Source organism: Robbsia andropogonis, from assembly GCF_034047095.1.
GTDB lineage: Bacteria > Pseudomonadota > Gammaproteobacteria > Burkholderiales > Burkholderiaceae > Robbsia > Robbsia andropogonis.
On sequence record NZ_CP139166.1, the window covers coordinates 372,689 to 397,847 of the forward strand.

Annotated in this window: 20 protein-coding genes and 1 pseudogene; 8 read left to right on the forward strand and 13 right to left on the reverse strand. The window is 59.3% G+C overall.

The window, feature by feature from the left end; translation table 11 throughout:
- Positions 1-85: 85 nt before the first annotated feature.
- Complete coding sequence (locus tag SJQ66_RS06785) at positions 86-1,180, forward strand: TauD/TfdA family dioxygenase (RefSeq protein ID WP_253464290.1); 1,095 nt, start codon at positions 86-88, stop codon at positions 1,178-1,180.
- Positions 1,181-1,246: 66 nt separating this feature from the next.
- Here SJQ66_RS06785 and SJQ66_RS06790 read toward each other — a convergent pair whose 3' ends face one another.
- The 10 genes from SJQ66_RS06790 to SJQ66_RS06835 form a co-directional block, all read right to left on the reverse strand.
- Positions 1,247-2,227, reverse strand: coding sequence for a helix-turn-helix domain-containing protein (locus SJQ66_RS06790; RefSeq protein ID WP_253464288.1), 981 nt, complete (start codon positions 2,225-2,227; stop codon positions 1,247-1,249).
- Between the two features lie 152 nt (positions 2,228-2,379).
- Positions 2,380-3,456, reverse strand: coding sequence for an acetamidase/formamidase family protein (locus SJQ66_RS06795; RefSeq protein WP_024905903.1), 1,077 nt, complete (start codon positions 3,454-3,456; stop codon positions 2,380-2,382).
- A gap of 111 nt (positions 3,457-3,567) precedes the next feature.
- Positions 3,568-4,647, reverse strand: a complete 1,080-nt coding sequence (locus SJQ66_RS06800) for a PDR/VanB family oxidoreductase (protein ID WP_320534113.1) — start codon at positions 4,645-4,647, stop codon at positions 3,568-3,570.
- 38 nt (positions 4,648-4,685) lie between these two features.
- Positions 4,686-5,546: a 4,5-DOPA-extradiol-dioxygenase gene (gene ygiD, locus SJQ66_RS06805; protein WP_024905901.1), complete on the reverse strand. Its 861-nt coding sequence runs from the start codon at positions 5,544-5,546 to the stop codon at positions 4,686-4,688.
- A gap of 14 nt (positions 5,547-5,560) precedes the next feature.
- Entirely contained in the window at positions 5,561-7,492 is a 1,932-nt protein-coding gene (locus tag SJQ66_RS06810; protein WP_253463709.1) for a dipeptide ABC transporter ATP-binding protein, read from the reverse strand.
- Complete coding sequence (locus SJQ66_RS06815) at positions 7,489-8,481, reverse strand: ABC transporter permease (protein ID WP_024905899.1); 993 nt, start codon at positions 8,479-8,481, stop codon at positions 7,489-7,491. Before SJQ66_RS06815 ends, SJQ66_RS06810 begins: the two co-directional genes overlap by 4 nt.
- Positions 8,478-9,602 (reverse strand): ABC transporter permease, encoded by a 1,125-nt coding sequence (locus SJQ66_RS06820; RefSeq protein ID WP_052738127.1) that lies wholly within the window; start codon positions 9,600-9,602, stop codon positions 8,478-8,480. Before SJQ66_RS06820 ends, SJQ66_RS06815 begins: the two co-directional genes overlap by 4 nt.
- Positions 9,603-9,669: 67 nt before the next feature.
- Positions 9,670-10,947, reverse strand: coding sequence for an aromatic ring-hydroxylating oxygenase subunit alpha (locus tag SJQ66_RS06825; protein ID WP_236693348.1), 1,278 nt, complete (start codon positions 10,945-10,947; stop codon positions 9,670-9,672).
- A gap of 110 nt (positions 10,948-11,057) precedes the next feature.
- Positions 11,058-12,647 (reverse strand): ABC transporter substrate-binding protein, encoded by a 1,590-nt coding sequence (locus SJQ66_RS06830; RefSeq protein WP_253463710.1) that lies wholly within the window; start codon positions 12,645-12,647, stop codon positions 11,058-11,060.
- 167 nt (positions 12,648-12,814) lie between these two features.
- Positions 12,815-13,900: a porin gene (locus SJQ66_RS06835; RefSeq protein ID WP_046152048.1), complete on the reverse strand. Its 1,086-nt coding sequence runs from the start codon at positions 13,898-13,900 to the stop codon at positions 12,815-12,817.
- A gap of 607 nt (positions 13,901-14,507) precedes the next feature.
- Between SJQ66_RS06835 and SJQ66_RS06840 the strand changes: the two genes are divergently transcribed.
- A complete protein-coding gene (locus SJQ66_RS06840) occupies positions 14,508-15,443 on the forward strand; it encodes an alpha/beta hydrolase (protein WP_024905893.1) in 936 nt (311 codons plus the stop codon).
- A 21-nt stretch (positions 15,444-15,464) separates the two neighbouring features.
- On the opposite strand, the gene SJQ66_RS06845 is transcribed toward SJQ66_RS06840, so the two are convergent.
- A complete protein-coding gene (locus tag SJQ66_RS06845) occupies positions 15,465-16,838 on the reverse strand; it encodes an MHYT domain-containing protein (protein WP_024905892.1) in 1,374 nt (457 codons plus the stop codon).
- Between the two features lie 160 nt (positions 16,839-16,998).
- Between SJQ66_RS06845 and corA the strand changes: the two genes are divergently transcribed.
- The 3 genes from corA to SJQ66_RS06860 all read left to right on the forward strand — a co-directional run bounded on the left by corA (position 16,999) and on the right by SJQ66_RS06860 (position 19,747).
- Positions 16,999-17,964, forward strand: a complete 966-nt coding sequence (corA, locus tag SJQ66_RS06850) for a magnesium/cobalt transporter CorA (protein ID WP_024905891.1) — start codon at positions 16,999-17,001, stop codon at positions 17,962-17,964.
- A 172-nt stretch (positions 17,965-18,136) separates the two neighbouring features.
- On the forward strand, positions 18,137-18,736 hold the full coding sequence (locus tag SJQ66_RS06855) for a hypothetical protein (RefSeq protein ID WP_157685238.1): 600 nt from the start codon (positions 18,137-18,139) through the stop codon (positions 18,734-18,736).
- Positions 18,737-18,967: 231 nt separating this feature from the next.
- Complete coding sequence (locus SJQ66_RS06860) at positions 18,968-19,747, forward strand: dienelactone hydrolase family protein (RefSeq protein WP_024905889.1); 780 nt, start codon at positions 18,968-18,970, stop codon at positions 19,745-19,747.
- Between the two features lie 4 nt (positions 19,748-19,751).
- On the opposite strand, the gene SJQ66_RS06865 is transcribed toward SJQ66_RS06860, so the two are convergent.
- Positions 19,752-21,191, reverse strand: coding sequence for an HDOD domain-containing protein (locus SJQ66_RS06865; protein ID WP_176026020.1), 1,440 nt, complete (start codon positions 21,189-21,191; stop codon positions 19,752-19,754).
- Positions 21,192-21,599: 408 nt separating this feature from the next.
- Between SJQ66_RS06865 and brnQ the strand changes: the two genes are divergently transcribed.
- Positions 21,600-22,934 carry a branched-chain amino acid transport system II carrier protein gene (brnQ, locus tag SJQ66_RS06870; RefSeq protein ID WP_320534114.1) on the forward strand — a complete coding sequence of 445 codons (1,335 nt, stop codon included), beginning with the start codon at positions 21,600-21,602 and terminating at the stop codon, positions 22,932-22,934.
- A gap of 261 nt (positions 22,935-23,195) precedes the next feature.
- Positions 23,196-23,558, forward strand: coding sequence for a cupin domain-containing protein (locus SJQ66_RS06875; RefSeq protein ID WP_024905885.1), 363 nt, complete (start codon positions 23,196-23,198; stop codon positions 23,556-23,558).
- An 80-nt stretch (positions 23,559-23,638) separates the two neighbouring features.
- Here SJQ66_RS06875 and SJQ66_RS06880 read toward each other — a convergent pair.
- A pseudogene (locus SJQ66_RS06880) lies at positions 23,639-24,210 on the reverse strand (IS6 family transposase).
- Between the two features lie 162 nt (positions 24,211-24,372).
- Here SJQ66_RS06880 and SJQ66_RS06885 point away from each other — a divergent pair.
- A complete protein-coding gene (locus SJQ66_RS06885; RefSeq protein WP_244141739.1) occupies positions 24,373-25,158 on the forward strand; it encodes a hypothetical protein in 786 nt (261 codons plus the stop codon).
- Position 25,159: the final 1 nt, after the last annotated feature.

Below are 25,159 nucleotides of genomic sequence, written 5' to 3' on the forward strand. Positions count from 1 at the left end.
GTGCAACGGGGGCCCGAAAAGGTGCATACCGGTTGGCGCGCAATCCTTCGGCGGCACGTTTCCTTCATTCGCGGATCACGACATCATGACTTCTTCAGTGGCATTGACGCCGGTCAGCGGCGCGCCGGCCTGGCGCGGCGACGCGCTCAGTGGCAAGGACAGCTGGATCTATCAACTCAGCGAAGAACAGGTCGCGGAACTGGAGCGACTCGGGCGCCGCTTTGTCGAGGCGGATCCGGACTTGCGTTGTGTTACCGCAGCCGATTATCCGCTGGACCACTGCGCATCGGCGATTGCGGCGTGGGGAAAGGATGTCGACACGGGCCGCGGTTTCGTGCTCGCGCGTGGTTTGCGCACGCATCTCTATTCGGATGCGTTGTCGGCGGCCATCTACTACATTCTTGGCTTGCATATGGGCGATCCGATGCGACAGAACGAGTTGGGTGATCTGCTCGATCACGTCTACGCCACGTCGGACAAGCTGCTTGACGATCCGAGCGCCTTGTCCTCGAAGATCCGCGATCTGCTGCCATTTCATTCCGATAGCTCCGATATCGTCGCGCTGATGTGTCTGCGGCCCGCGAAAGAAGGTGGCGCATCGTGCCTCGTTTCGGGCGCGGAAATCTATAACGAGATTTTGCGGCGGCGTCCGGACCTGGCGCCGTTGTTGCTCGAGCCATTCCATTGGGATTGGCGTCGACAGGACCCACGCGCTCCGGCGAATACTTATACCTCGCCGATCGTCAGCTTGGCCGAGGGAGTCTTCAGCATGTATGCGGGCTCGCTCTACGTGTTCACCGCGCAAGACTACCCGGAAGTGCCGCGCTTGACGTCGGCGCAGACGGAAGTGCTCAAGCTATTCGACGACATTGCTTATGAACCGGGCATGTCGCTCGAAATGGATTTCCGTCCGGGCGACATCCAGTGGCTTTCGAACTACGCGGCGCTGCATTCGCGCACGCGATTTGTCGACTTCCCGGAGCCGCAGAGACGACGCCACCTGTTGCGTTTGTGGTTGCGGCGCGCGGGCGGGCGGCCGATTGTCCCCGGGTTCGGGAAGAACGCGGTCGTGCAGGATCGACACGAAGGTCGGCGGCAGCAAGATCTGCCCGATGCAATGGCCGATGTCGCCGGTAATTTCAAGATTGCGATTGCTGCCGTCCCCCGCATGGGCGGGTAATGCCGCTGCCGCATCGCGGTGGCAACAGCAACGGGTCTGGACCCCGTCCTTGCCGGGTCTTTTCCTTTAAACGACCGCGCGCGTGCTGGCTATGGTGACGCGCATTTGCCTGGTTCGGCATTCACGGGGCGTGATGCCATATTTCGCGCGGAAGCTACGGCTGAAATGCGCGGCGTCGTTAAAACCCCATCGGAAGCAGATTTCAGACACAGACAATGCGCCATGCGCGCTGCTGCACAGGTCTGCGTGGCAACGTGCCAGTCGACGATCGCGAAGATAAATACTGAACGTCAGACCGGCTTCTTCGAATAATTTTTGCAGATAGCGCGGTGAGACGCCTTGCTGTTCGGTCAGTTTTGACAACGACAACTCGGCATCACCTAATTGCTGATCGATGGATTGGCAGATTCGATGGAAATGCGCCGCCCGGATACGATCGCCGAAACGCTTTCCTGGCTGCGCATCGGCGAGGCTGGCAACCAGGAATTCCGACAGCGCGACTTCCACCGGGTGGATCTCGTGCGAAGCAAACGCTTCCAGCTCATCACCGACGGACAGCAACATGCCGGTCAGCATCCGTGTCAGCCGGCTATCTCCCGGCAGGATGCCGCTGCGCAATGTCCCCGGATCGACAAGACCGGGGTGCAACGCGTTGATCGGCATCCGCACATACAGCATCCGGAAATCGGCATGCAATTCGAGCGTCGAATCGCGTCGGCTCGGTCCATAGAGAATGTCGCCGCGAGACAATGCGATGCGATCGCCTGCTTCGGAAAACACCGACCTCCCGTCGAGCAATACCGCAAGCCAGAGGCCGGCCTGTTGGTTCTGATAGCTACCTGAGATGGTGAGCGGCGAGGCGCTGAGGCGGGAAAATTCAATGCCTGTCGGCGACACCATGCCAACGACTTCGGCGTGGAAATCGTCGCCTAACGCTATTTCCGGCATGGGCAGGCACATCGTATCCATGGCCTCGCGCCACACATACGGACGCGCCGTTTCGGCACTGCCCTGGGTCGAATAATGCCAGTTTTTGACGGTCATCATCGCATCGGTCCTCTCGGCACGGTTCGTCTCGATCGTGGCGATATCGCGGAATAAATCAAGACAGGGGATATTGATGCTTTTGTCTAGCCCTATTGTCGCGCCAATGTGATGCAAGTCAAACAATTCAAAAAAGTGCGTGTTGAGAGGGGCGGTCAGTCGTGGCGCGGCGGAAAGATGCCGCGTGGGATGCGTACGTGTGCGCCCAGCGTGGTATCCACCACCTGCGTGATGCCAACGTCACCCGCCACGCTAATCAGCGAGTAGGCATCGTTGCGACTGAGTCCAAGGTGCTCCTCCAGCAAGGTCATGGTGTCCAGCGTGGCGCCGCGCAAGGCGTCGTCCAGTTGATCACCAAACCCGTGAACGATCCAGCAGTCGGGCGTTTCCAGCAACGGCGCGGGAAAGTGAAAGTCCTTGCGCAAGATGATCTGCATCGTCACATTCAGCGATGATTCAATAGCCGTACCGCTGACTTCGCCATCGCCCTGCGAGACGTGCGGATCCCCAACCGAGAATAGACCGCCTTCTACCTGCACCGGGTAGTACATCGTCGCGCCCGCGCCAATCCGCCAGTTATCGATGTTACCGCCGTGCCGGCCCGGGGGGATCGTGCTGACACGGCCATTCAGCGCTGGCGCGACGCCCGCGGTGCCGAGGTGTGGGCGGGCGGGAATGCGCACGCCGGATAATGCGGTCTGTCGGTCACAGACCGGGCAATCGGTGATCGTGCCGGGCGTTAGGTACTTTCCCTTGAAATCGTAGGCGTAGCGTGCGCTAGCGTACTGCGCGGCGGCATCCAGTTCATAGATTGTCACGCGTTCCCTTTCGCCCATTTCCTTGTATAGATAGCCCCAGTTTGCCGCCAGGTTCGAGCCGTAGCGGCAGCGCGGCGTCATCGACAGGTAGCGGACTTCGAGCATGTCGCCTGGTTGCGCACCCGTGACATGGATCGGGCCAGTCATGATGTGCACGCCGGGATTGCGATCTTTTTCCGGGATAGCGCGCCAGAGCGTATGCAGCGCCTCATCCATCATCAAGTCCGGCGCGTCGCCGGCATGATGCGTGACCGTTTCCGCATGGACGATGTCACCGCTCGCGACTGTCAGGGATGGACGCAACGATGCATCAAAGTAACCCCAGTGCACATTCTCCGGAGTGGCGCGCAGCGTGTGTAGTTGCTTGGGAGGCGTGTCCGCGCGGACGTGCGCAGGGGAGGGAATCAGAGCCATTGCAATTTCCTGACAGGTAACGGGATCGGTAGAAAAAATAGGGCAACACCCGCAAACTTCATGGGCCTAGGCGGTGACGAGCCGCGGCACGCTGCATCACGCGACACGGCATTACAGATCGAGTACGAGTAGCGGTGACCGGGATCGCGAACAGCAAGGCGTGAAGACCGTGCCTGTTTCCTGTTCGTCGGCACTCAGGACCCAGTCGCGATGGTCGGGCGTACCGGACAGCACGCGCGTCGTGCAGGCACCGCAGACGCCTTGTTCACACGACACCGTGATGCGCACACCAGCGCGCGACAGTGCGGTGCAGACGCTTTCACCGGCCGTTACCGGAATACGCTGGCCGGTACTGGCGATTTCTACGACAAAGGGACCATCGGCATGATGCCCGCCTTCCGCGTTCGCTTCGCCGCCTGGTCGTTCCGCGCCAGTTGTCGGCGCGGTGAGGCGTTCGGTATGAATATGATCGTGCGGCCAGCCTAGCGTCGCGGCTGTCTCGAAAACGGCATCGATCATCGAGGCCGGTCCACATACGTATAAATGGCGATGCGGTTCGGGCGGGCCGATCAAGGCGACCAGATCCTGACCGCGTCCGACGTGACGCCGCACCGCATGCCGCCAGCGCGTGCCGGTCGACAGTTGGGCGGAAACATGTGCATCGGCACTTCGCCCAAAATCATGTAGCGTGAAGGCGATCCCTGCATTGTCCAGGGCCCAGGCCATGGCGATCAGTGGTGTGATCCCCACGCCGCCGGCGATCAGCAACTGGGGCGGCGTGCTATTCGGCCCAACGGCGGGCCACCGCACGGGAAAGAGATTCGAGGGCGTCGATGCGTGCAGCAGGTCACCGGGCCGTACGTCATCGCAAAGAAAGCGCGAGCCGCCACGACCATCGGATTCCCGTTGTATTGCGATCAGGTAGACCATGGGGTTCGACGGATCACCGCACAACGAATAGTGCCGCAAACGCGGCTCATCTTGCGCCGGATCGTTCGCGTAATCCGATGCGGGGCGACAGTCGATTGCCAGATGCGCGCCGGCCTCGTAGGCCGGCAAGGGCATACCGTCGGCCGCTTCGAGTTCGAGCGCGATAATGCGCTCGCTGAGCGCGTACCGCGCGATGACGCGCAAGCGCAGTACTGGCGGACGGGAGGACGTCGTGGCAACCGGCGTGCGCATCGATTCCATGTGTGTGTCCGGATTACCAGGGAGCAGAAGGTGCGCATTCATTGCATTGCCCCGGTAGACGCAAACGCACCATTCGTGGCTTGTGTCAAGGGCGATATGCTTTGCAAGGAGAAGCTCAGCATGCTCAGCGAGCCGTATTCGACGCGCTCGGATTCGAAGCGCAGCATATCGTCATCGTGTCGGGCGCCCAGCGCGTAGAGGACCGGCAGATAATGCTCGGCTGTGGGGATCGACATGGCGGCGTCGCGGCCGTGCCTGGCGAAATCGATGACGTCATCCGATTGGTTCGCGGCAATGGCATTGCGAATGACGGTATGAAAACGTTGCGCCCAGTCATACCCCGAGTCTGGCCGCGACCAGTTCATGGCGGGCAGGTTATGCACGATGTTACCGCTGCCGGCCAGCAGGACGTTCGCATCTCGTAACGGACGTAATGCACGGCCCAGCGCGAAGTGATCGCGTGGCGAGAACGCCCGGTTCAGGCTGAGTTGCAAGACCGGGATATCGGCTTCGGGCATTGCCTTGACGAGTACCGACCATGTGCCGTGATCGAAACCCCAGCGCTCGTCCGGCGTGACCGCGATGCCCGCGGCCGCAGCGCATTCGATCAGTTCCCGTGCGACGTCCGGTGCGCCTGGTGCCGGGTACTGTACGTCGAATAGCGCTTGTGGGAAGGCGCCGAAATCATGAATAGTCTGTGGTTGTGCCATCGCGGTGACCGCCGTTTCACGGGTCATCCAGTGTGCCGATACCATGACGATCGCGCGCGGCCGCCGACGTGAGAGCACGTGCCGACCCATCTCGGCCCAGGCGCGGGTGTTGGCATTGTCTTCCAATGCGTTCATCGGACTGCCATGTCCAAAAAAGAGAACCGGCTGGCGGTATGGAATGTCGGGCATGGTACGGTGGTCAGTCAGGCAAAAGAGGATACGGGAACCGCCGCCGGATCGTCATGGCGCTCGACATGCGGTGCGGCGGCCAGCAGGCTGCGGGTATAGGGGTGCCTTGGATTGTGGAGGACCGTTTCGGTCGGACCCTGTTCGACAACAACGCCGCGTTGCAATACCAGGACACGCGAGCAGAGATAGCGCACGACGGCAAGGTCGTGAGAGATCAATAGCAGCGCAACATTGTGCGAGTCGCGCAGCGACAGCAGCAGTGCCATGATCTGGGCTTGCACAGAGACATCCAGGCCGGAGACGATTTCATCGGCGACGATCAGGCGTGGTACGTCGCATAAGGCGCGGGCGATATTGACGCGTTGCCGTTGACCGCCGGACAGTTGTGCGGGGTACCGTCCGACCAGTTCCGGCGCAAGACCTACTTCTTCGAGCAGAGACAGCGCGCGGCGTTCGCGATCGACGTGCAAATGCGCGCGCTGTGACAAAGCTTGCGTGACGATGTCGCCGAGGCGTCGGCGCGGGTTCAGCGCGGCGCGCGCATCTTGAAAGATCATCTGGATCGCGCCAATGCGGCGTTGCCATTCAGCACGGCTTGCTCCCAACGCACGCTCGTCGAGCGTGATCGTGCCGCTTGTGGGGGTGTCTAGGCCCATGACGAGTCGGCCAAGCGTGCTTTTACCGCTGCCACTTTCGCCGACAATACCGACGAATTCACCGGGCGCGATATCGAGATCCAGGGGCGCGAGCGCCGAGGGCGCAATATTGTTCGCACCACCGCCGGCGGTGTCACCCACCGCCGTATAGCGTTTCGACACACCTTGCAAACGAAGGAAGGGGCCAGGTTCGCGGCGTGGAGCGCGTGCGCTTTGGGCTGCCATTGAAGATGCGGCAACCGCGAATGCATCAACCACGGTCTCAGCGGCGGATGATGGCGGCGTCAGCGTCTTCGAAGGGCGTGCGTCCGACAACGTGCCGCGAGCATGATCAGGGCTGCCCATCGGCAGCAGGCAGCGCGATAGCGTGCCACCTGTATCGATCATCGGCACGGGGGCTTTGTTGCAAGCCTCGACGGCCAGCATGCAGCGCGATGCGAAACGGCAGCCGCCGATGTCGCCGAACGATTCGAAGCCGGGCATGTGGCCGGCCAACGGCACCACGCGGACCAAAGGCCCCTTCAGAGGCGGATTCGCGCGTAGCAGCGCCTGTGTGTAGGGATGCGCTGGACGGGTCACCACCTGCTGCGCGGTACCGTGCTCGACGATATCTCCCGCATACAGAACGGCAATGTCGTCGCAGGCAAATCGCGCGAGGCCTAGATCGTGCGTGACGAACAAAATCCCCGTGCCGCGTTTTGCCTGCATTGTGCGCATCAGATCGACGACATGGCGTTGCGTGCTGACATCCAGCGCGGTGGTGGCTTCGTCTGAGATGACGAGTTCGGGATTGCTTGCAAATGCCATCGCGATGGCCACCCGTTGGCACATGCCGCCAGATAATTCGAACGGATAGCGCGTCAACAAGGCAACAGGGTCTGGCAACAGCACTTCCGTCAGGGCATCCAGCGTGCGTTGCCGCCGTGCGCCCGACGGGATGCCGAGCCGCGCGAGATGTAATGCGAATTGCTTGCCGATCGACAACGTCGGATCGAGTGCCGTGGTCGGCTCCTGTGGAATATACGCAATCCGACGGCCGAGCAAGGCACGATGCGCCGAAGGTGACATCGACAGCAGGTTTTCGCCGGAGAAAGACAGGAACGCGGCATCGGTGGCAAAATGCGCGGGAATCAACCGACCCAGCACGCGGCCCAGCATGCTCTTTCCCGCGCCGGATTCTCCTACGAGGCCGAGCGTACTGCCTTTTTCCAGGGTCAGCGAAATGTCTCGCAATAACGCGACGCCGTCGCGGCGGAGGTTCAAGCGCGAGATGTGTAGTAATGCGGTCATCGTGCCGCCTCCTCGCGCGCCGGTGTAGGCGCACGCGCTTTCCTCGACGGGCGGGCCTCATGCGATGTCGATTCCGCGACTGCGTATACCGGACGCGTGCCATCGGTCTTGCCGCCGCGCCCGTTTCCGCGATTCGTCCCGCGCACCAACAAGCGGGCATCCGTTGCACGCCGCAGTCCTTCGCCGAGCAACGTGGTAGCCAGCACCGTGACGACAATGCAGGTGATGGGGGCAATTAAGCCCCAAGGGGTGGTAAAAACATTGGCCAGTCCATCGGCGATCATGCTGCCCCAGGTTGGTGTGCCGGGCTGCGCCGAGAGCCCGACGAAAGACAGGCTGCATTCGGCCACGACGGCTATCCCAATTTCCAGGCTCATCAACGTGATCAACGTCGGCATCATGTTGGGCAGGACGTCGTGCGCGATCGTGCGGAACGTTCCCGCACCCGCGATGCGCGCGGCGGCAACATACTCGCGACGACGGATCACGGCGACTTCCGCGCGCAGTACGCGGCAGAAGCGCGTCCAATCGACGAACACGAGTGCGATCACGACATTGATGATGCTGGGCGACAGCGCGACCATCAGGATCAAGGCAAGGACCACGGCCGGAAACGACATCCAGGTCTCGACGATTCGCATCACTACCCAATCCGTTCGCCCACCGCGCCAACCGGCCAGCAATGCGAGCGTGCCGCCGACCAGCGCCGCGCCGATCGGGGCGACGCAACCGACGAACATGGCGACGCGGGCACCGTAAATCGTCAGGCTAAGGATGTCGCGGCCAAGCGAGTCCGTGCCGAGAAAATGGCTCGCCATGCCGCCGGCTGCCCATGCGGGCGGCAACAGCGTGTTGATGAGGTCCTGCTGGTCCGGTGCGACAGGCGCAAGCCAGGGTGCGAACAGGGCCATCGCGGCGACGGCGAGCAATATCAGGCCGCCCAGGACAACCCGGGGTTCGCGCAGGACGTGCAACAGGGTAGCGATCATGATGCACTCCGCAGACGGGGATTCCACATCAACTCCAACGCGTCGACAATCGCATTGACCATTTGCACGACCAGCGCGTACAGCAAGGCCAGCGCCTGAATAGTGGGAAGATCATGCGCGCCGATGGCTGAAATCATCACGTTGCCGATGCCCGGCATGCCAAAAACCTTCTCGACCAACAGCGTGCCGCCGATCATCAGGCTGACCTGGATGCCTAGCACGTTGATCGTCGGCAAGGCGGCATTGCGCAACGCATGTCGCCATAAAATCTCGCGGTCGGAGAGGCCGCGCAGGCGCGCGGCCGTCACGTAGTCGTCCGCATAGACTTCCAGCAACGACGAGCGCAATAGCCGCATCAGCGGCGGTGCGATACCCATCGCCAATGCGACGCAAGGCAGCACCAGGTGCCATAACGCGTTGCCGAAGGCTGCGAACTGACCATCCAGCAATGCGTCCAGTAATAAAAAGCCGGTATGACGTACGATGGTATAGCGGCCGTCAAGCGGTCCGACGAAAGGCAGCCACCGGAGGCCGATACCGAACGCCAGCATCAGCAGAATGCCCCAGAGGAAATCGGGAATCGACATCGCCAGACCATTGGCGACTTCCGCGATCTTCTCGGCCCGGGTGTCACGTTGAAGAAACGCGATGATGCCTGTGCCCACGCCGACCACGACGCCAAGCAACAGGCCGCCTGCCAGCAATTGCAGTGTGGTTGGCAGCGCATTCAAAATCAACGCGCCTACCGGTTGACCGGTTTGCAGCGAATAGCCAAACTGGCCGCGCACGATATCCGCAAGCCATTGCAGGTACTGTACCGGGAGGGGGCGATCGAGACCAAGCTGATGACGCATCGCCAGTACATCGGCTTGGCTTGCGTTGGGCGGCAGCAGCATGGCGACCGGATCTGCCGGGAGCATCCGTAGCACGACGAAGACAACCACCGAAACCGTGAGCATCGTCGCCACGCGCCTTAGCAGCCGCAGGCCGAAGCGCCGCGCGTTATGGCGCCGTACGGCAGCCCGCACTGTCGCATCGGCGGTGGGGGAGGGAGATGCCGGCAGCGTGGCGTCGGCAGCACGAACTCGTCTGCCGTGCGTTTTATTGGGATGCGTCAACATACGGCGCCTCGTCGACGTAGACCTGCATAAGGGACTTGCAAACCACTGTGCGGACCATGTACTGCGTTCAGCTTGCCGTGACCACGTCAATGGCGGCGAGCCGGGCGTGCGCGCCCTCTAGCGTCGTGCGGGCAGCGGCCGCCTTGCCGATACGTTGACGTGCGGCCTGGTAGCGTGGGACGAGCCAGGCGTTCAGCTCTTGCTGTGCGCGTTCTTGCCAGGAATACCGGCCGCGAATGGCGAACCGTGATTGCAGGCCTTTTTGCACGAGCTCGTCCACGTGCAGGTCCTGCGCGACGATATCGGACACGGCGCTGAACGACAGCTCGACCCGTTTTTGAAACAGCGGGTCCTGCATCGCGCCGGGTGCATAGAGCACGCCCTGATCCATATGATGCGTACCGGCCGCGTCGGCGCGCAGGATCATGTAGATCACGCTGTCGACCGTAACCACCAAGGACAGCGTGGGCGGGACATTGGCGAACAGCATCCGGTTGCGCTCTTCGTCCGTCAGTTTGGGGAAGATCGGAAAAAGCGCTTTTTGCGTCGGGTTGAAGGCGGCGTCCGCGTGAATCGTGCCGTTGAAACGGTAATAGCCGGCCGTGTCTTCGGGAAGACTGTCCGGGAAGGACGCCAACGCGCTTGGCACGAAATCGTGCAGCGGACCGTGATGCAGCCGGTTTGCGTGATACCCGTCGTTGTTGTTTTCGAACATGACTTTCCAGTTCCACGGAAAGTGTGCAGCGTCACTCGGCCGTGGTCCTTCCGCGCGATCGAGTTCGAAATTCGCCAGTACCGGATCGAGCGCCGTGAGTCGCGGCGCAAGCGGCGCGGCTTCCTTGTCGAAGTTGACAAAGATAAAGCCTTGCCACGTTTCCACGAGCAACGTCGGCAAGCAAAATGCTTTTTTGTCGAAACCTTCCGTGGCGTCCATTGCCGGAGCGGCAATCAATTCGCCGTCGAGCGAGTAGGCCCAATGGTGATAGGGGCAGAGGAATGCGCGGGTATTGCCGTTGCCTTCCGCGACCAGCATCGCGCGATGTTGACACACGGCGGACATCGCCTTGATTTCATTACGCGCATTGCGCGCGATCAGCAGCGGTTCGTTGACGATCGACGTGGTGAAGAAATCGCCTGGTTTGGCAATCCAGTCGGTACGTCCGACGCAGAGCCATTCGTGATTGAAGACCGCTTCCTTCTCGAATTCATAGAAGGCTGGATCCGTGTAGCACTGGGGCGGCAGGGTCTCGGCCTGGCCCACTGGTAGCGTGCTCGTTTCCAGTCCTGCGAAGAATGCGTCGTCGAATGCTTGCGGCATCCGTGGGAGGGCGATATTCGGCTTCATGACAATATCTCTTAATACGTAACGTAATCGCGTTGCATATGCGAGCGCATCGGGCAAGGCGTGAAAATCGGTATGTCGATTCACGTATGGCGCGTTGGCGCGCATCACGCTCAAGCGGACCAGTAGCTTGGCAGCATCCAACCGCTCAGGAACGGCGTATAAGCAAGGTCGTGCTTGTAGGCCGCGGTGGCGATCCCTTGCAGCAAGGGCAATGCATATCCGTGCTCGATCGCCCATCGATGGAACGCCTTGTAGCCGGCAATACGTTTGGCTTCATCGGTCTGCGCCGTCAATGGATCGAGATAGGCGGAGATGTCCGGGCTGCGCCAGACCGCGAACGAGCCTTTCGGATTCAGGTAGCTGCCTGCCGACAATTCCGGGTCGCCGCTGCCGTTCTGCCACATCCATAGCACCGGTCCAGCCAGCGTGCCATTTGCCGCCTGGGTGAAGAACTGCGCCGGCTCGATGATGGTCAGTTGGGCATCGATTCCCACTTGCTTCCACATCTGGACAATGGCACGGGCCATGTCGAGGTCGCCCGGATACACGCCATTGGTGGCGAGGAATGGTAGCTTGACGGGTTTGGCCGGGCTGAAATCGGAGGCGGCGAGCAGTTTCGTCGATAGCGCAGGGTCATAGGCGAACGTGTAATCCGGATCGTAGGCCGGAGTTCCAGGAGCGGCCGGCGTGGACTGGGGTTTCGGTACGTTATTGAAGAACGCGCGTGCCAATGCCTGCTTGTCGATGGCGTGATGCATAGCCAGCCGGACGTTCTTGTCGGCGGTCGGGCCCGCATTGATCATGTGAATCAGATAGGTGTCGCTGGTCGCGGTGATCGTGCCGGCTAGTCCCTGCGTGCCGCCCAGACGGGCTGTTTGTTTCACCGGCAGTCCTGAAGCAAAGCTGCTTTGCCCTGCTTGCACCGCCGCGATGCGCGCGGTAGCGTCCTTGACCACTTGAAACACCACATCGCGAACCTTTGCCGTTCCGCGCCAATGCTTGTCGAATGCGGTGAGCGTCACGCGTGAGTCCGCTTGGTAGTCCGTCAGGCGATAGGGTCCTGATCCTACCGGCTTGGCGATGAAGCCTTCCTTGCCTACTTTCTCGAAATACTTGCGCGGCAACAGATAGCCGCCGAGATAGGCAAGGTAGGCCGGTGCCGACACCATTGGGGCCTTGAAATGCATCACTGCCCGGGTCGGCGTAGGGGTCTCGATTCGATCGAGTGCCCACCAGATGCCGCCCACTTGCAACGTTTTGTCGGCATGCAGGCGGTCGAAGTAGGTGAATTTGAAGTCGTCGCTGCTGGCTTTGTCGCCGTTATGAAAATAGACGTCGTCGCGCAGATCCAGTTCCAGGACCGTCCCTGCGGTGTCCTTCCATCGCCACGCCGTCACGATGGCGGGCGACAGTGCGCCTTTCGCGTCGATATCCAGTGCGGTGTCGAATACGCAGCGATAGATCGAAATCGGATTTGGTGCAACGCGGACCAAGGGGTCCCACGATGGCACATCAACCGGGAACGCGATTGCAAGGGGTGCGGCGGCATGCGCTGTCGTACTGATGCCGAGTCCCGTGGCGAGCGTGCCGGCAGCGGCGCCGCCGAGGAGGCGCTGACCTGCGATGAGGGTCTCGGCGAGCGGCATGCCGGAGGCAATGCCGCCGCTCAGCGCTTGAAGAAAATGTCTACGGCTTATCATTGGGGCCCTTTTCCGAGGCTTTGTCTATCGATGAACCGTCGCCGCGCCGCTATAGGCATGGACGACGTCGACAACGTGATTGAACCAAGCATAAGCAGCTAAATTTCCGCCGTCTTGTCGTCATGCGCACGGCGTACCGCCGTTGCATCCGGTGCGGCGTGACCATCTCAGAAACGATGAATCATGGCGATCCGTGAGACGACCTGGGTTTGTGTATTGGACGGCAGGGAATAGAAACCGGCGCCCTGGTTGGCATCGACACCTGATGATGCGCGTAGATAAGAGACGTTCGCGTAGAACGACGTACGCTTGGACAGGTAATACTGTGCGCCGAGCGTTGGTTGATGCCAGTGTGCACCTTCGAACGTGGTGTATTCCCAACCGCCGATGAGCAGAACATCAGGTCGCGGCGCGTACATGGCGCCAGCCTCGTAGACGTTCATCGTGGCGCTGTTGCTGCCATAGCGCAAGTTCGTCGATGTGAAGTTGCCTACCAGCGTGACTTTTCCCAACTGGTAGCTCGCGCCGACAGCGGCAGTGGCATCGCGATCGACCGTGAACGGTGAGGTGTAATACAGGTCCGTCACGCTGCCGTCTGCATTACGGGTGGCAACGGTCTGTCCCAGGAACTGGGTGACACCAATCTGAGCGTAAGGATAGATGGCGACGTTATAGAGCCGTGTATAGGCGGCTGCGGTGCTGAATCCGCCATGTGTGTACGCCACGGTGCCGCTGTATGAGCTGTTCTGATGAAAGTTTCCGGCTACGTTGCCGAAGCCATACATCAAGCCGAAGGAGAGGCCGTTATAGGCATTGCTCATGTATTTGACCGAATTCGCTACCTGGACGCCGGATATCCGATCAAAATTGCCCATATGGCCCGAGTACACGCTGGCATAGCCGTTGACGTTGAACGGTGTGATCGTATCGAAGATGAAATCGTATTGATTGCCGAACGTCACCGTGCCATACGGTGTGGCGAGGCCGACATAGGCCTGGCGCCCAAATTCCGCGCCGTTCTGGCGGAATGCGCCCGTGCCGAGCGAGAAACCATTCTCCAGATCGAAGATGGCCTTCATGCCGTCGCCTAAGTCTTCACTCCCTTTCAAGCCCCACCGATTGCCGAAGTTGGCACCATCTTCAAACTTGAACTGGTGCTTGCCTGCCTGATTGCTGACATAGGTGATACCAGCGTCGATGATGCCGTATAGCGTGACGCTACTTTGTGCATGGACATTGCTTGTCGCACCCATGGCGAACAGCGCCGCGCAAGCGCCTCGGGCGAAACTGGATAATGGCAAGAGGCGGGTGGCAAGGCGGCGGGGCGTTGTGTGAACGTCTTGGACCCGCGCGCAAGCAACCGCGATGGGGTGCGGTGCTTCTTGCGGGTTGCGGGCCGGGTGTGCCTGGTTCATGGTGTTTCCTGTCGCTGGGCCGTGTGTGGCGGAATGGGGATTGCATCAACCTTGGACATTGCGCTGAAACACGCTTGTGGTGACGTGCGCGGCGCAGTACAAAACGTACCCGACCATATTCGGGCGAAGTTGTCCGCGCACGCGCGCAAACTTGATCTTTTGCTCTTCCGCGTAAGGCAAGCGCAAAAACGGGGCATTTTCGAGGCCAGTGGTGCGACGGCTGGCGCATTGTCATCGCGACGAATCGCGAACCGAGACATCGCAAGGCTGGCATCTGCCAAACGCCAATGTGAGCGGCTCAAACGGATGCGGGTGATATGGGAGCGTCACTGTGGACGTGTCTGTTGCGCGGTGACGTCGTTCCTGGACGCGCATCTGCTTCCCCGGTTGATCCATGGCACGATAAAGAGGTGGATACGACGAACAGGTTTGCACGATGAGGCAGATGGCAAGCGTCATGATGGCGCTGTGGATGGCAGGATTGGCCGCATGTTCCCCGGTTGGGACGCTCAATGCGCTGACACCCGGCGATACTTACGTGGCACAGCGCGGCATTCGCTATGGCACGTCGGATCGAGAGCAACTTGACGTCTATGTGCCAAAGGGCATGGCGACGGCATTGCCGACGTTCACGGGCACGAAGACATCGGGTAACGGCGCGCCGGCGCAGGGCGCTTTAGCGGCCGACGCGGGGCCCGTGCCGATCATCGTGTTTGTCTATGGCGGCAGTTGGCAAAGCGGGTCGCGGACCGATTATCGATTTGTGGGAGAGGCCCTGGCGTCGGCCGGCTTCGTCGTGGTTATTCCGGACTATCGCGTCTATCCTGAAACGATCTTTCCGGGCTTTGTCGACGATGCGGCCGCGGCAGTCGCATGGGCGCGTGATCACGCCGGCGCCTATGGTGCCGATCCGCGCCGCTTGTTCCTGATGGGGCATTCGGCAGGGGCGCAGATCATCGGCCTGCTGGCAACCGATGATCGTTACCTGCGGGCGCAGGGATTGGACAAATCGATGCTCGCGGGCGTAGTCGGGTTGGCCGGTCCGTACGATTTCCTGCCTTTGCGGGATGACACGTTGAAGCGCATCTTTCCGCTGGCTCGCCGCGATGAAAGCCAGCCGATCCATTACATCGATGGCACCGAGCCGCCGATGTTCCTGGGTGTCGGTAACGCCGACAAGACTGTCGATCCCGGCAATACGACTCGATTTGCGGCGCGTTTGACGGAAGCGGGCGACCGGGTGACCGTCCGATATTATCCGCGAGTCAACCATGCCCTCACGGTGGGGGTCGTGGGTGCCCCATTGCGCTTCATCGCGCCCGTGCGGCGCGATGTGGTGGCGTTCATACGGCAGACGTCGGCGGCGTTGCCGATTCGGTGAGCCATGCGCAGCGGCGGCGCGTCAACGCTGCAACGCCAGGTCGATCGTTTCGTCGACCAGCGTCAATACTTGTTGTTGCGCCGGATCAGGCTGCGTGGCAGGTCTGTCGCTGGCGCGCCGTAACGGGTGATTCGGTGCCGGTGTCGGCGCCTCCCACAATTCTCCTTCTCCGGCGTCGATCGCCGGCAGGCGGAACATGCGGTGGAGTCGGGCTTTCAATGCGATCAGATTTGCGCCGAGTCGCTGCATCGACGCATCCGCGGAGGCATCCGGATCAACGGAAGAGACGTCGTTGTCGGACACTCCGACCTTTCGTGCGACGGCAGCACCATGAGTGGATGATCCTTCGGTCGCGCGGTATGCCAGTGTCGCCGGAAGGCTCGACACGTCGGGCAGCGCGCAGATCGGTGCGCCATGCACCGAGGCTTCCATCGATTGCAGGAGGCTTTCCACGGTCCGCTTCAACGCGTCGATTTCCTGCAACTGCCGCTCGTTTTGCTCGGTCAACGCAGCGGTTGTCTCGCGCTGCACGATCAGCTCCTGTTCAATTTTCAAGCGGGCATTATCCAAGGCCTGGGTCGCCAGGGCATGCTGGTGAACCGCCCGCTCTAATTCTCCGGTTCGACTTTGCAACTGGCCTTCGAGGGTGCTGGTCATTCGCCGCAGGAACGCCGCTCGGGCGTCAAAACGCGACACGACGAGTGTCACCATCAGGATCATCAGCGTCAGCACGACGATGGTGGTGGCCAGCCACGGCATATTCATGCCACGCGCGGCCCCGCAGACCGAGCCCGGCAGGAAATGCGCGGCACTCATGCCCACGTAGTGCATACCGGTGATAGCCAAGCCCATGATCAACGCCGCACCGACTCGCTTCGCGAGAAGATGGCGGCGCGTCGTACCGCTGAGCGTGTTGGCCAGCCAGAGTGCGGCAGCCGAGGCCACGATGGCAATGGCCACCGATTGTGCGACCCGCACTGGATCGTAGTCGATGCCAGGCTGCATGCGCATGGCGGCCATCCCGGCATAGTGCATGCCGGCGATGCCGCAACCCATGAGGACGCCGCCGACGGCGATATGTGGCAACGACAACACGGGACGAATGACGACGTTCAGTGCGAAATACGAGACCACGATGGCGAGTGCCAGTGACGCCACCGTGATTTTCAGGTCATAACCTAGCGGAATAGGGAGGGAGAATGCCAACATGCCCACGAAGTGCATCGACCAGATGCCGATACCCATCGCGGTGGCACCAGCGGCGAGCCATGCATGCTTGACACGAGGACGCTCGAGAAACGAGATGAACGCCGTCAGGTCGAGAACCGTATAGGACGCCAGCGTTGCGATGATCAGAGACAATACAACGAGCGTCGGATTGAATGTTCCTACCATGATGCATGCATTTCCGGTGACCGAGCAAAATTGGGAGGCGCTGAAAGGCGGAAAAATGCGAACCTTTCGCGCCATTCTCTATAATGACTTACACCGTGATTGCATTGATTAGAAATTTCCCGTAAAACATTCGTTTACGTGATTTCGCGGTGTGCAACTCATGATTGTCAATTGTCTGGCTTATGCGCCGCATCGTCCACCACGCCCGGTGACGATGGACGGTATCAGCGACGCTTTATGCGACAAGGAAACGTTTGTATGGCTCGGTATCGCCGATCCGACAATCGATGAGCTACGCAAGGTCCAGGAGGAGTTTGGCCTGCACGACCTAGCGATCGAGGATGCGTTGACGGCCGAGCAAAGGCCGAAGATCGAAACGTATGGCAATTCGCTCTTTATCGCACTGCGCACGATGCAAATGGTAAATGGCGATATCGAGGAAGGCGAGGTGCATATTTTCGCCAGTCCGCAATGCGTGATCACGATCCGCCATGGAAAGGTACGATCGTTCGCGCCGGTGCGGGAGCGTGCGGAGTCGGCAAAGCATTTGCTTGATAAAGGCGCCGCGTATGTTTTATACGCCATTCTCGATTTTGTTGTCGATCAGTACAGTGAAGTAGCAACGGAACTGGAATTGCGATTCGATGCGCTGGAACGGGAAATTTTCACTGACCAATTCGATAATCGCGCCATTCAAAAACTGTATGAAATTAAGGCACGGATGGTGGATCTTCGGGGCGCTGCCATGCCGGTGGAGGGCATCTGCAGCGAGCTGATCCGGCTGCATGAGGATCTTGTCTCGAAAGAATTGCGTGCATATTTTCGAGACGTTCAGGATCATATTGCCCGTGTAGTGGATACGGTCGATGTCGTGAGGGAAATGCTGACCACGGCCATCCAGGTGAATCTGGCACTGGTACAGGTATCGCAAAACGAGATTGTCAAACGACTCGCGGGGTGGGGCGCCGTGCTGGCCGTGCCGACAATCGTATTCAGTCTCTATGGTATGAATTTCAAATCCATGCCCGAATTGGATTGGTCTATGGGCTATCCCGTCACGCTATGCGGGACGGTAATTGGCTGTGCCGTCATGTACTGGCGATTTCGGCGGGCGGGTTGGTTGTAGACGCGGGTAAGGACGGGCATGGCATTTGCGTCTTCCTCCGGCAGTCAATGTTGCCCGTTGCCGTGCATGATCGTACTGTGCAATGCATCGTCGCCGATGAGGCGACGTATTTGCTGCCTGCGTATTCAGCTGCTGACGGGCGGCGAGCAAACCCTGAATACCGAGAAACGCCATGCCTGCCGATAATATTCCCACTACACCGTATGATCAAATGATCGCCGCGCTGCATGAAGGCCGGGAGGCTCAGCGCGTCTTTAAACGGCGTTGCCGCCAAGAGGTGAACGCGCTTGCGTATGCGGTAGAGCGTCGGCTAGGCGCCCCAGTAGGATCTGTACGGGTCCTCGACCGAAATGGTGTGGGAGGTGACGATGCGGTGATTGTCTGCGAAGACGCTCCGGGCCGGATCCAGTTCACATTGTCCATGCCGATCGAGCACGATCTCGAATTGCTTGCCGATCCGCGGATTCCGGTGGAACGCGTGCCGCACCAGAGCCATGTATCCATCGATATCGCAGGGAATCTCATTCCCGCGGAGTGCCTGACCGATTCGCGTTGCGTGGAGGCGGTCTGTGTCGCCCTGCAACGCGCGGTGGCGGCCGAGGCGGGCAAGTGGCTGCCGGGCATGATCGGCGGACCAAATATCGCATCGCAATGTCCGGGCGCCGGAATCGATGGGGACGGAAACGGGCTTCCTAGCGGCGAATCGGAGCGCAAGCAGTCGACGGCGGCATCGCTGTTACGTGCGGCCATGCCCTCGCTGATGCATCGGTAACGTAATGTGAATGCATGCCGCGGCGCTGGGACGGTTGCGGTTCCTGCTTGGTGTTGCCTGCGACTGCGAGATCGACGGGATGTCGAAAACGTCCGCCGATCCAGTCAGGCACTCCCGCATCTTATGGCGCGCGAAGCACTGATTCGCACTCTGCTTTACACTTGTCGCCAAGCAGGAAAAGCCGCTGCATAGTGGATCTTTTCTTTCATTTTCATGACGAGGATCCTTTCGATGTCAAACACGAATCAAGCCGCCGCCGTGAACGCGTATGGTGCCAGCCAGACGCAGATTACCGTCCAAGCCAAAGACGGCCCATGCAGGGTCTGGGTGTTGACGCCTGCGGGGGAGGGCAATTGGCCGGGCGTCATCTTTTACATGGACGCATTCGGCATCCGCCCCGCAATGATCGAAATGGCGAGCCATGTAGCCAAGCAGGGCTACGTTGTACTGCTAGCCGATCTGTTCTACCGCTTCGGCGAGTACGAAACTCTTGACCCAAAAGAGGTCTTCAAGGGCGATTTCCGGGCGATCGTCGGCCCGCGGATGGCCAGTACCGATAATCACAAGGCTGCGGAAGACACCGCTGCACTGCTCGCATATCTGGATACGCGCGGCGACGTGAAGAAGGGCAAGGTTGGTACCGTCGGGTTCTGCATGGGGGGCGGAATGGCAATCAGTGCGGCTGCTTACTACCCGGATCGTATCGCGGCCGCCGCCAGCTTCCACGGCGGCAATCTGGCAACGGATCTCCCGACCAGCCCGCACTTGCTGGTGTCAAAGATCAAGGCTGAACTGCTGGTGGCTGCCGCGGATAAGGACAATAGCTATCCGCCCGAAATGGCCCAGCGTTTTAACGCTGCCTTGACTGAAGCGGGCATCAAGCACGAGAGTGAAACCTACGAAGGCAAGCTGCACGGCTGGATGAAGCCGGACATGCCGGTGTTTGATGCGCCAGCCGCCGAACGCGGCTGGAAGGCCTTGTTCGCGTTCTACAGGCGTACGATCGGTTAAATGCCTACCGACGAATCGACCGCTCCAGACTGCGCGAGATTTCGTCTGCAAGGGCTTTGACACTTTGTGATTCGCCGTGGAGCAGGGGGCGCGATGCCGCTATTGCGCCCCATGTGCCACAAAATAAAGCGATGCACCGATCATTGAGATGCACCGGCACGAATACGATCGATCGTGCGGTCGGGAAAGCGGTCTTGTACCATTCCGGCACGCGATGGACGAAGCTGTCAGCGCGTATGTCCTGGAAAAACGTGGGGTTGCGACTACCTAGTGCTTGGTGAAAGATGTTGTCTTCGAAGCCAGCGTTAAAGCGCAGATCGACAAGATGATCGCGTACCCCTTCGCCGTACGTCACCTTGGCCGCATAAACATTTTCCTTCGTATTCAGCAGGAGCAGAAAGCCATTTCTTAAGTTCAGGCACTGGCCGATATTCTCGACCACCAGCGGAATGACGCCGGCGGTGTTCAATGTCGGTGCGAGCGACCGCACATGTGTCAGCGCTTCGCCAAATCGTTCCATCGGATTGGCTGGCATCTCGAAAGCCTCTGCGTCATCCGATCTCCCCCGTCCCCCCCGATCCACGCGAACAGCGGCGCTCTGTGCGTGCTCCAACGCGTTATTCAATGTGGGCGCATCCATGCCCAAGGCATTGAGGTAAGGTTTGACGAATTGTTCGATATCGCGGGGCGCTGTTTTTTTCTCGATCATCGTCGCCACTTCCGCAGCGACGGTCGAGATCATTATCAGCCACTGCGTGTGCGAATCGTTTCGCACGCCTGCGTCTGGCAGGGCGCCCGCCATGCAGTCCGCCAATGTCTCCGGGACGTTGAAATGCCGCGCCAGGGCTGCCGCGATATCTGTCAGGCTTACCCCGAGTACCTCCCGGCATGCGTCCCGGATCGTCACGTCCGGATACAAGCGCGTGTAGTCCAGAACCTGCTGCCAGTCTTTTTCCAGGTACAACGCAAGCACTGTGGGAGCCAGCAAGTACATCAGCGTGGACAGGACCGCCTCTTCGCTGGCTTGGCTGGCATGACGGTGGGTCATATTGCGCGCAAACTCCGATGCGACCATCGCGCGTTTCAGCGCGTCGCGACCGGTATCGAGGTGCGGCGAGTTGGCCTGAAAATCTGCGATATCGGGCAATTCCGCGCTAAATTGCTCTACGGTATTGACGCCAAGAACCCGGATGGCACGAGAAATAGAGATAATCTCGTCGCCAAATGAATGCCGCATTGCGGAATTTGCCTGCCGGATAACCTTTTGGGAAAGCGAGATATCGGACAGTACCAGATTCGTTAAATCCGCAAGATAGGCTTCCTCGTCTTTTAATGAGGCGATAATGCGGTCCGATGAGCTTTGTAGTGATGGTAATTCACCACGTTCCGCCATTGCTGTGAATAATCGGGTCAGAAGGTCGGCTTTATTTTCGATTTCTATCACCGTACTTATCCTTTAATCGCAGTTTGCAATGGACCGGGATAATAAAGATACCCTGAAAGTATTTCGATCGTTTGTTTTAATTCGAGCCTTGACTGGAGGTGTCGGGCGAAAACGACGTATTTCGACATGCGATGGGGTCGATCAGGCGGGGCTGGATGCGCGTCCCCGCGTTGCGCCGCTTGACGCGTTGCAGCATGACATTGGGACGGTATGGAGCGAAGTGATGTTGATGAAACAGTGTTTTCGATAGGGCCATCCTTTTATTTGAAAGTCTTGAAAACGCACTGGCGCTAGAATATGCAGCTTTTCCTTTGCGTTTTGCATGGTTTCACTCTTCGCCAAGCAGTTGGGGGAACGAGGGAGGCAGTGGCCGCATGCGTGGTAAGTCAGGTATGGTGATAGCGGGTTATGTTGATTTCAAATCAAGTTTTACGTCGGCGCGATATTATTGCGCTGGGTTTTATGACATTTGCACTGTTTGTTGGGGCAGGCAATATCATTTTTCCGCCCCTCATCGGGCTCCAAGCGGGTACGCGGTATGGCACCGCTGCGATCGGTTTCCTCTTGACCGGGGTCGGATTGCCGATTCTGACAATCGTCGCGATGGCGCGCGTTGGAGGAACACTGGACAAATTGAGCGGCCCGCTCGGCACTGTCGCGGCGCGTGCGCTGGCCGTGGTGTGCTATCTGGCGGTGGGTCCGTTGTTTGCCACACCACGCACGGCAACCGTTTCGTTTGCTCTGGGTATTGTGCCCTGGACCGGAAACAGCGCATCCGCTCTGTTTATTTATAGCGTGCTTTATTTTGTCGCGGTTTTGTTGTTGTCACTGTACCCCGGAAAGTTACTCGACATTGTCGGTAGGATATTGGCGCCGGTGAAGATCGGGATGCTGACCATTCTCGCCGCCTCGGCCATGTTTATCGCCGCAGGCTACCCAGGCGTGCCTACACCCGAGTACGCCACCCATGCGCTGTCGTCCGGCTTCACCAATGGCTATCTGACAATGGATACGCTGGGTGCCATGGTCTTTGGCATTGTCGTGGTCAACGCAATGCGTTCACGCGGTGTTACCTCGGCCTACGCTCAGACGCGCTATGCGATGATCGCGGGCATCATCGCGGGCGTGGGGCTGGCGTTGCTGTATCTGGGCTTGTTCAAGCTTGGTGCGGAGAGCCGCACGTTGGCGCCGAGCGCCACGAATGGGGCACAGATTCTGGACGCATACGTTGCGCATGCGTTTGGAAACGGCGGGGTGGTGTTGCTGACTGTCCTGATCACCGTTGCTTGCCTGGTGACCGCCGTCGGTTTGACCTGCGCCTGCGCAGCTTATTTCAGTGAGTGGTTGCAGATTGGATATCGAACGATGGCCATTGGCTTGTCGCTCTTCGCGCTATTGGTATCGAACCTCGGCCTGGATCATCTGATTGCGTTTTCCATTCCTGCCCTGACGGCAATCTATCCACCGTGCATCATTCTGGTGGTGATGAGTTTTACGCTACATCGCACCCGTACGCCCAGTCGCGTGCTATGGCCCGTGATGTTTGTCACCACCGTGATGGGGTGTCTGGATGGCTTACACAGCGCCAACCTGACGATGCCCGTATTGAGCCACTGGGCGCGGTCCTTGCCTTTTGCACAAGCGGGACTCGGTTGGTTGCTGCCGGGACTTACGGTCTGGGCGTTGGCCTGGGTCTATGATGGTGTTGCTGGTCATACGCGGCCGGTGCGTGACCAAGTTTGACTGGCAACATAGGTTGGCTTGAAAGCAGAATTTGCTGGTGCTTGTTGTAATCAGGACGACACCGGCTTCTAGTGCTGACCATGAGGCTCGCTTGGTTACACTCAGTAGAATGATGTCGCCGAGCGGCCGCTGTTGCGCTACCTGTTATCACTATCCAGCATAGGCTGTTTCTAAGAAAAAAGATTGACCATTGCAGTCGTATGCATGCCAAGACAGGGCAGATCGCGGCCGACAAGACAATCAGCTCAAGGCGCATTTGCCATGCAAGAAAACACGATCATGAAACCCGTTCCGAACGACGTTTTTCACATTTCAGAAAAAGGGGCGGCAGCCTCGCTGTCTAAACTCCCGTTACCTTTCAACGTTATGTTCGAACGCGGGGATATTTCGATTGAGCTTTATGCGCCGCGAGGTCTAGATGCACAATCACCCCATGACAGGGACGAGCTTTACATCATCGCGTCGGGAACCGGAACTTTCCGGCGAGCCGACGAAGTATGTGAATTTCATGTGGGTGATTTATTATTCGTTCCTGCGCATATGGAACATCGTTTTGAACGTTTCAGCAACGATTTTAGGACGTGGGTGATTTTCTTCGGTCCAAATGGCGGCGTTCACCCGTGACCAATACTCTCCTTTTCGGAAAGGGTTCTGGTGAAAATAGGTAAGATTGTTGTGAATGTTTTAATATGCAGGATATCTTATCAAGCAGACAGAGGGTAGTCCAGACCAGCATTCCATACGGCAGGCAGAGCGGCATCCTCGAGACCAAGTTTAGTCAGATCGAACTGGCCCTTGCGAATGCGATGCATCAATTCGAGGCCCAAGATCATTACCGCGGCATTTCTGGACTTCAAGCAGCAGGCCATCGGCCTTCATCTCCCGCACCGCACGGTGCGATGCGGCGTAACCATCGAACGTGATAGTCTCTGGTGGCTGGCCCTGGTGCATGATCGCCTTGGGAAAAAAGGCTTTGGCTGCTGCTACATTGCGTTTGGCCCTGAGTAAGAAGTCCACTGCCTGGTCGTCTCGATCGACCGCCCGGTACAGGTAGACCCATCTGCCACGAATCCTTATAGGTCTCATCGACCCGCCATGAGCCGCTCGCATGGATCGCGGTGCGGTTCCAGCGTTTAACGAACTTAGGGGCAAAGCGTTTTACCCAGCGCATGATGGTGGTGTGAGCCAGCGATAAACCGCGCTCAGCCATCATTTCCACCAGATCGCGCAGGCTGAGCTTGTAGCGAAGGTAGCAGCGCACGCACAGAACGATGATTTCTTGATCAAAATGTCCACCATCAAAAAGCCCATTCCGGACTTTTTGCTTGCTCGTCCCTGATCACTTCATTTTTGAGACGAATAATGTAACAGATTCGCTACGCCTATTTGCGCCAGAGCCCCGCCGAGCACTTTGTCATGCGCATGACATGAAGTCCTGATGGAATCTGTGCATCGATTCTCAAGCGAATCACAGATTTTGCTACTTCCCGCTGCTATTTCCATGCGCCTTCATTCGCACTTTCCCACGTTATCCCGCCCCAACGATGAAAGCGTCGTTGTTCGGTTTCTCACACTGCGCGATCTGTCGTCGCTGCGCGAATTGGAACACGAGAAGTGGGACGCTACGCAGGCTGCGTCGCAGTCGGCGCTAATCGAGCGTATCGAGGCGCATCCTAAACTGGCGATGGGCGCATTTTGCTCGCGTACTGGGTATCTTCTCTCGTCGCTCTTTTTAAAACCGGTGGCCGACGATTTCCATCGGCACGTGCACACCTGGGAAGATTGCACGCGCCTGAGTGCGGCGCAGCAAAGCCGCTCCCTGTTCGGCATCAGCCTCAGCAGCCGTCATCAGAAAGGCGTCGATGCGCTTATCCGATTTTTCTTGCCGCATGCACTTAAGAGCGGCTGGCGCCACGTCTATCTGGGCTCGCCGGTACCCGGGTTGCGCGACTGGCGCAGACACCATCCTGAAGGCCGTGTCGAGGATTACGTGCTCGCACGCCGTTCCGGGATGCCGCTCGACCCACAGCTGCGCTATTACAGCAAGCGGGGCTTCACGCGGATCATTGCTGTAAAGCCGGGCTATTTCCCGCACGAACGCTCGCTCGACTATGGTGTGCTATTGCGCAGCACGATCCTTCTTTCGCATTTAGCGCCGCTCTGGACAGCGTTGCCGCTTCCAGGAGTCAAGCGCGTCACGCGGCCGCTCGCCGCCTTGCTGTGAA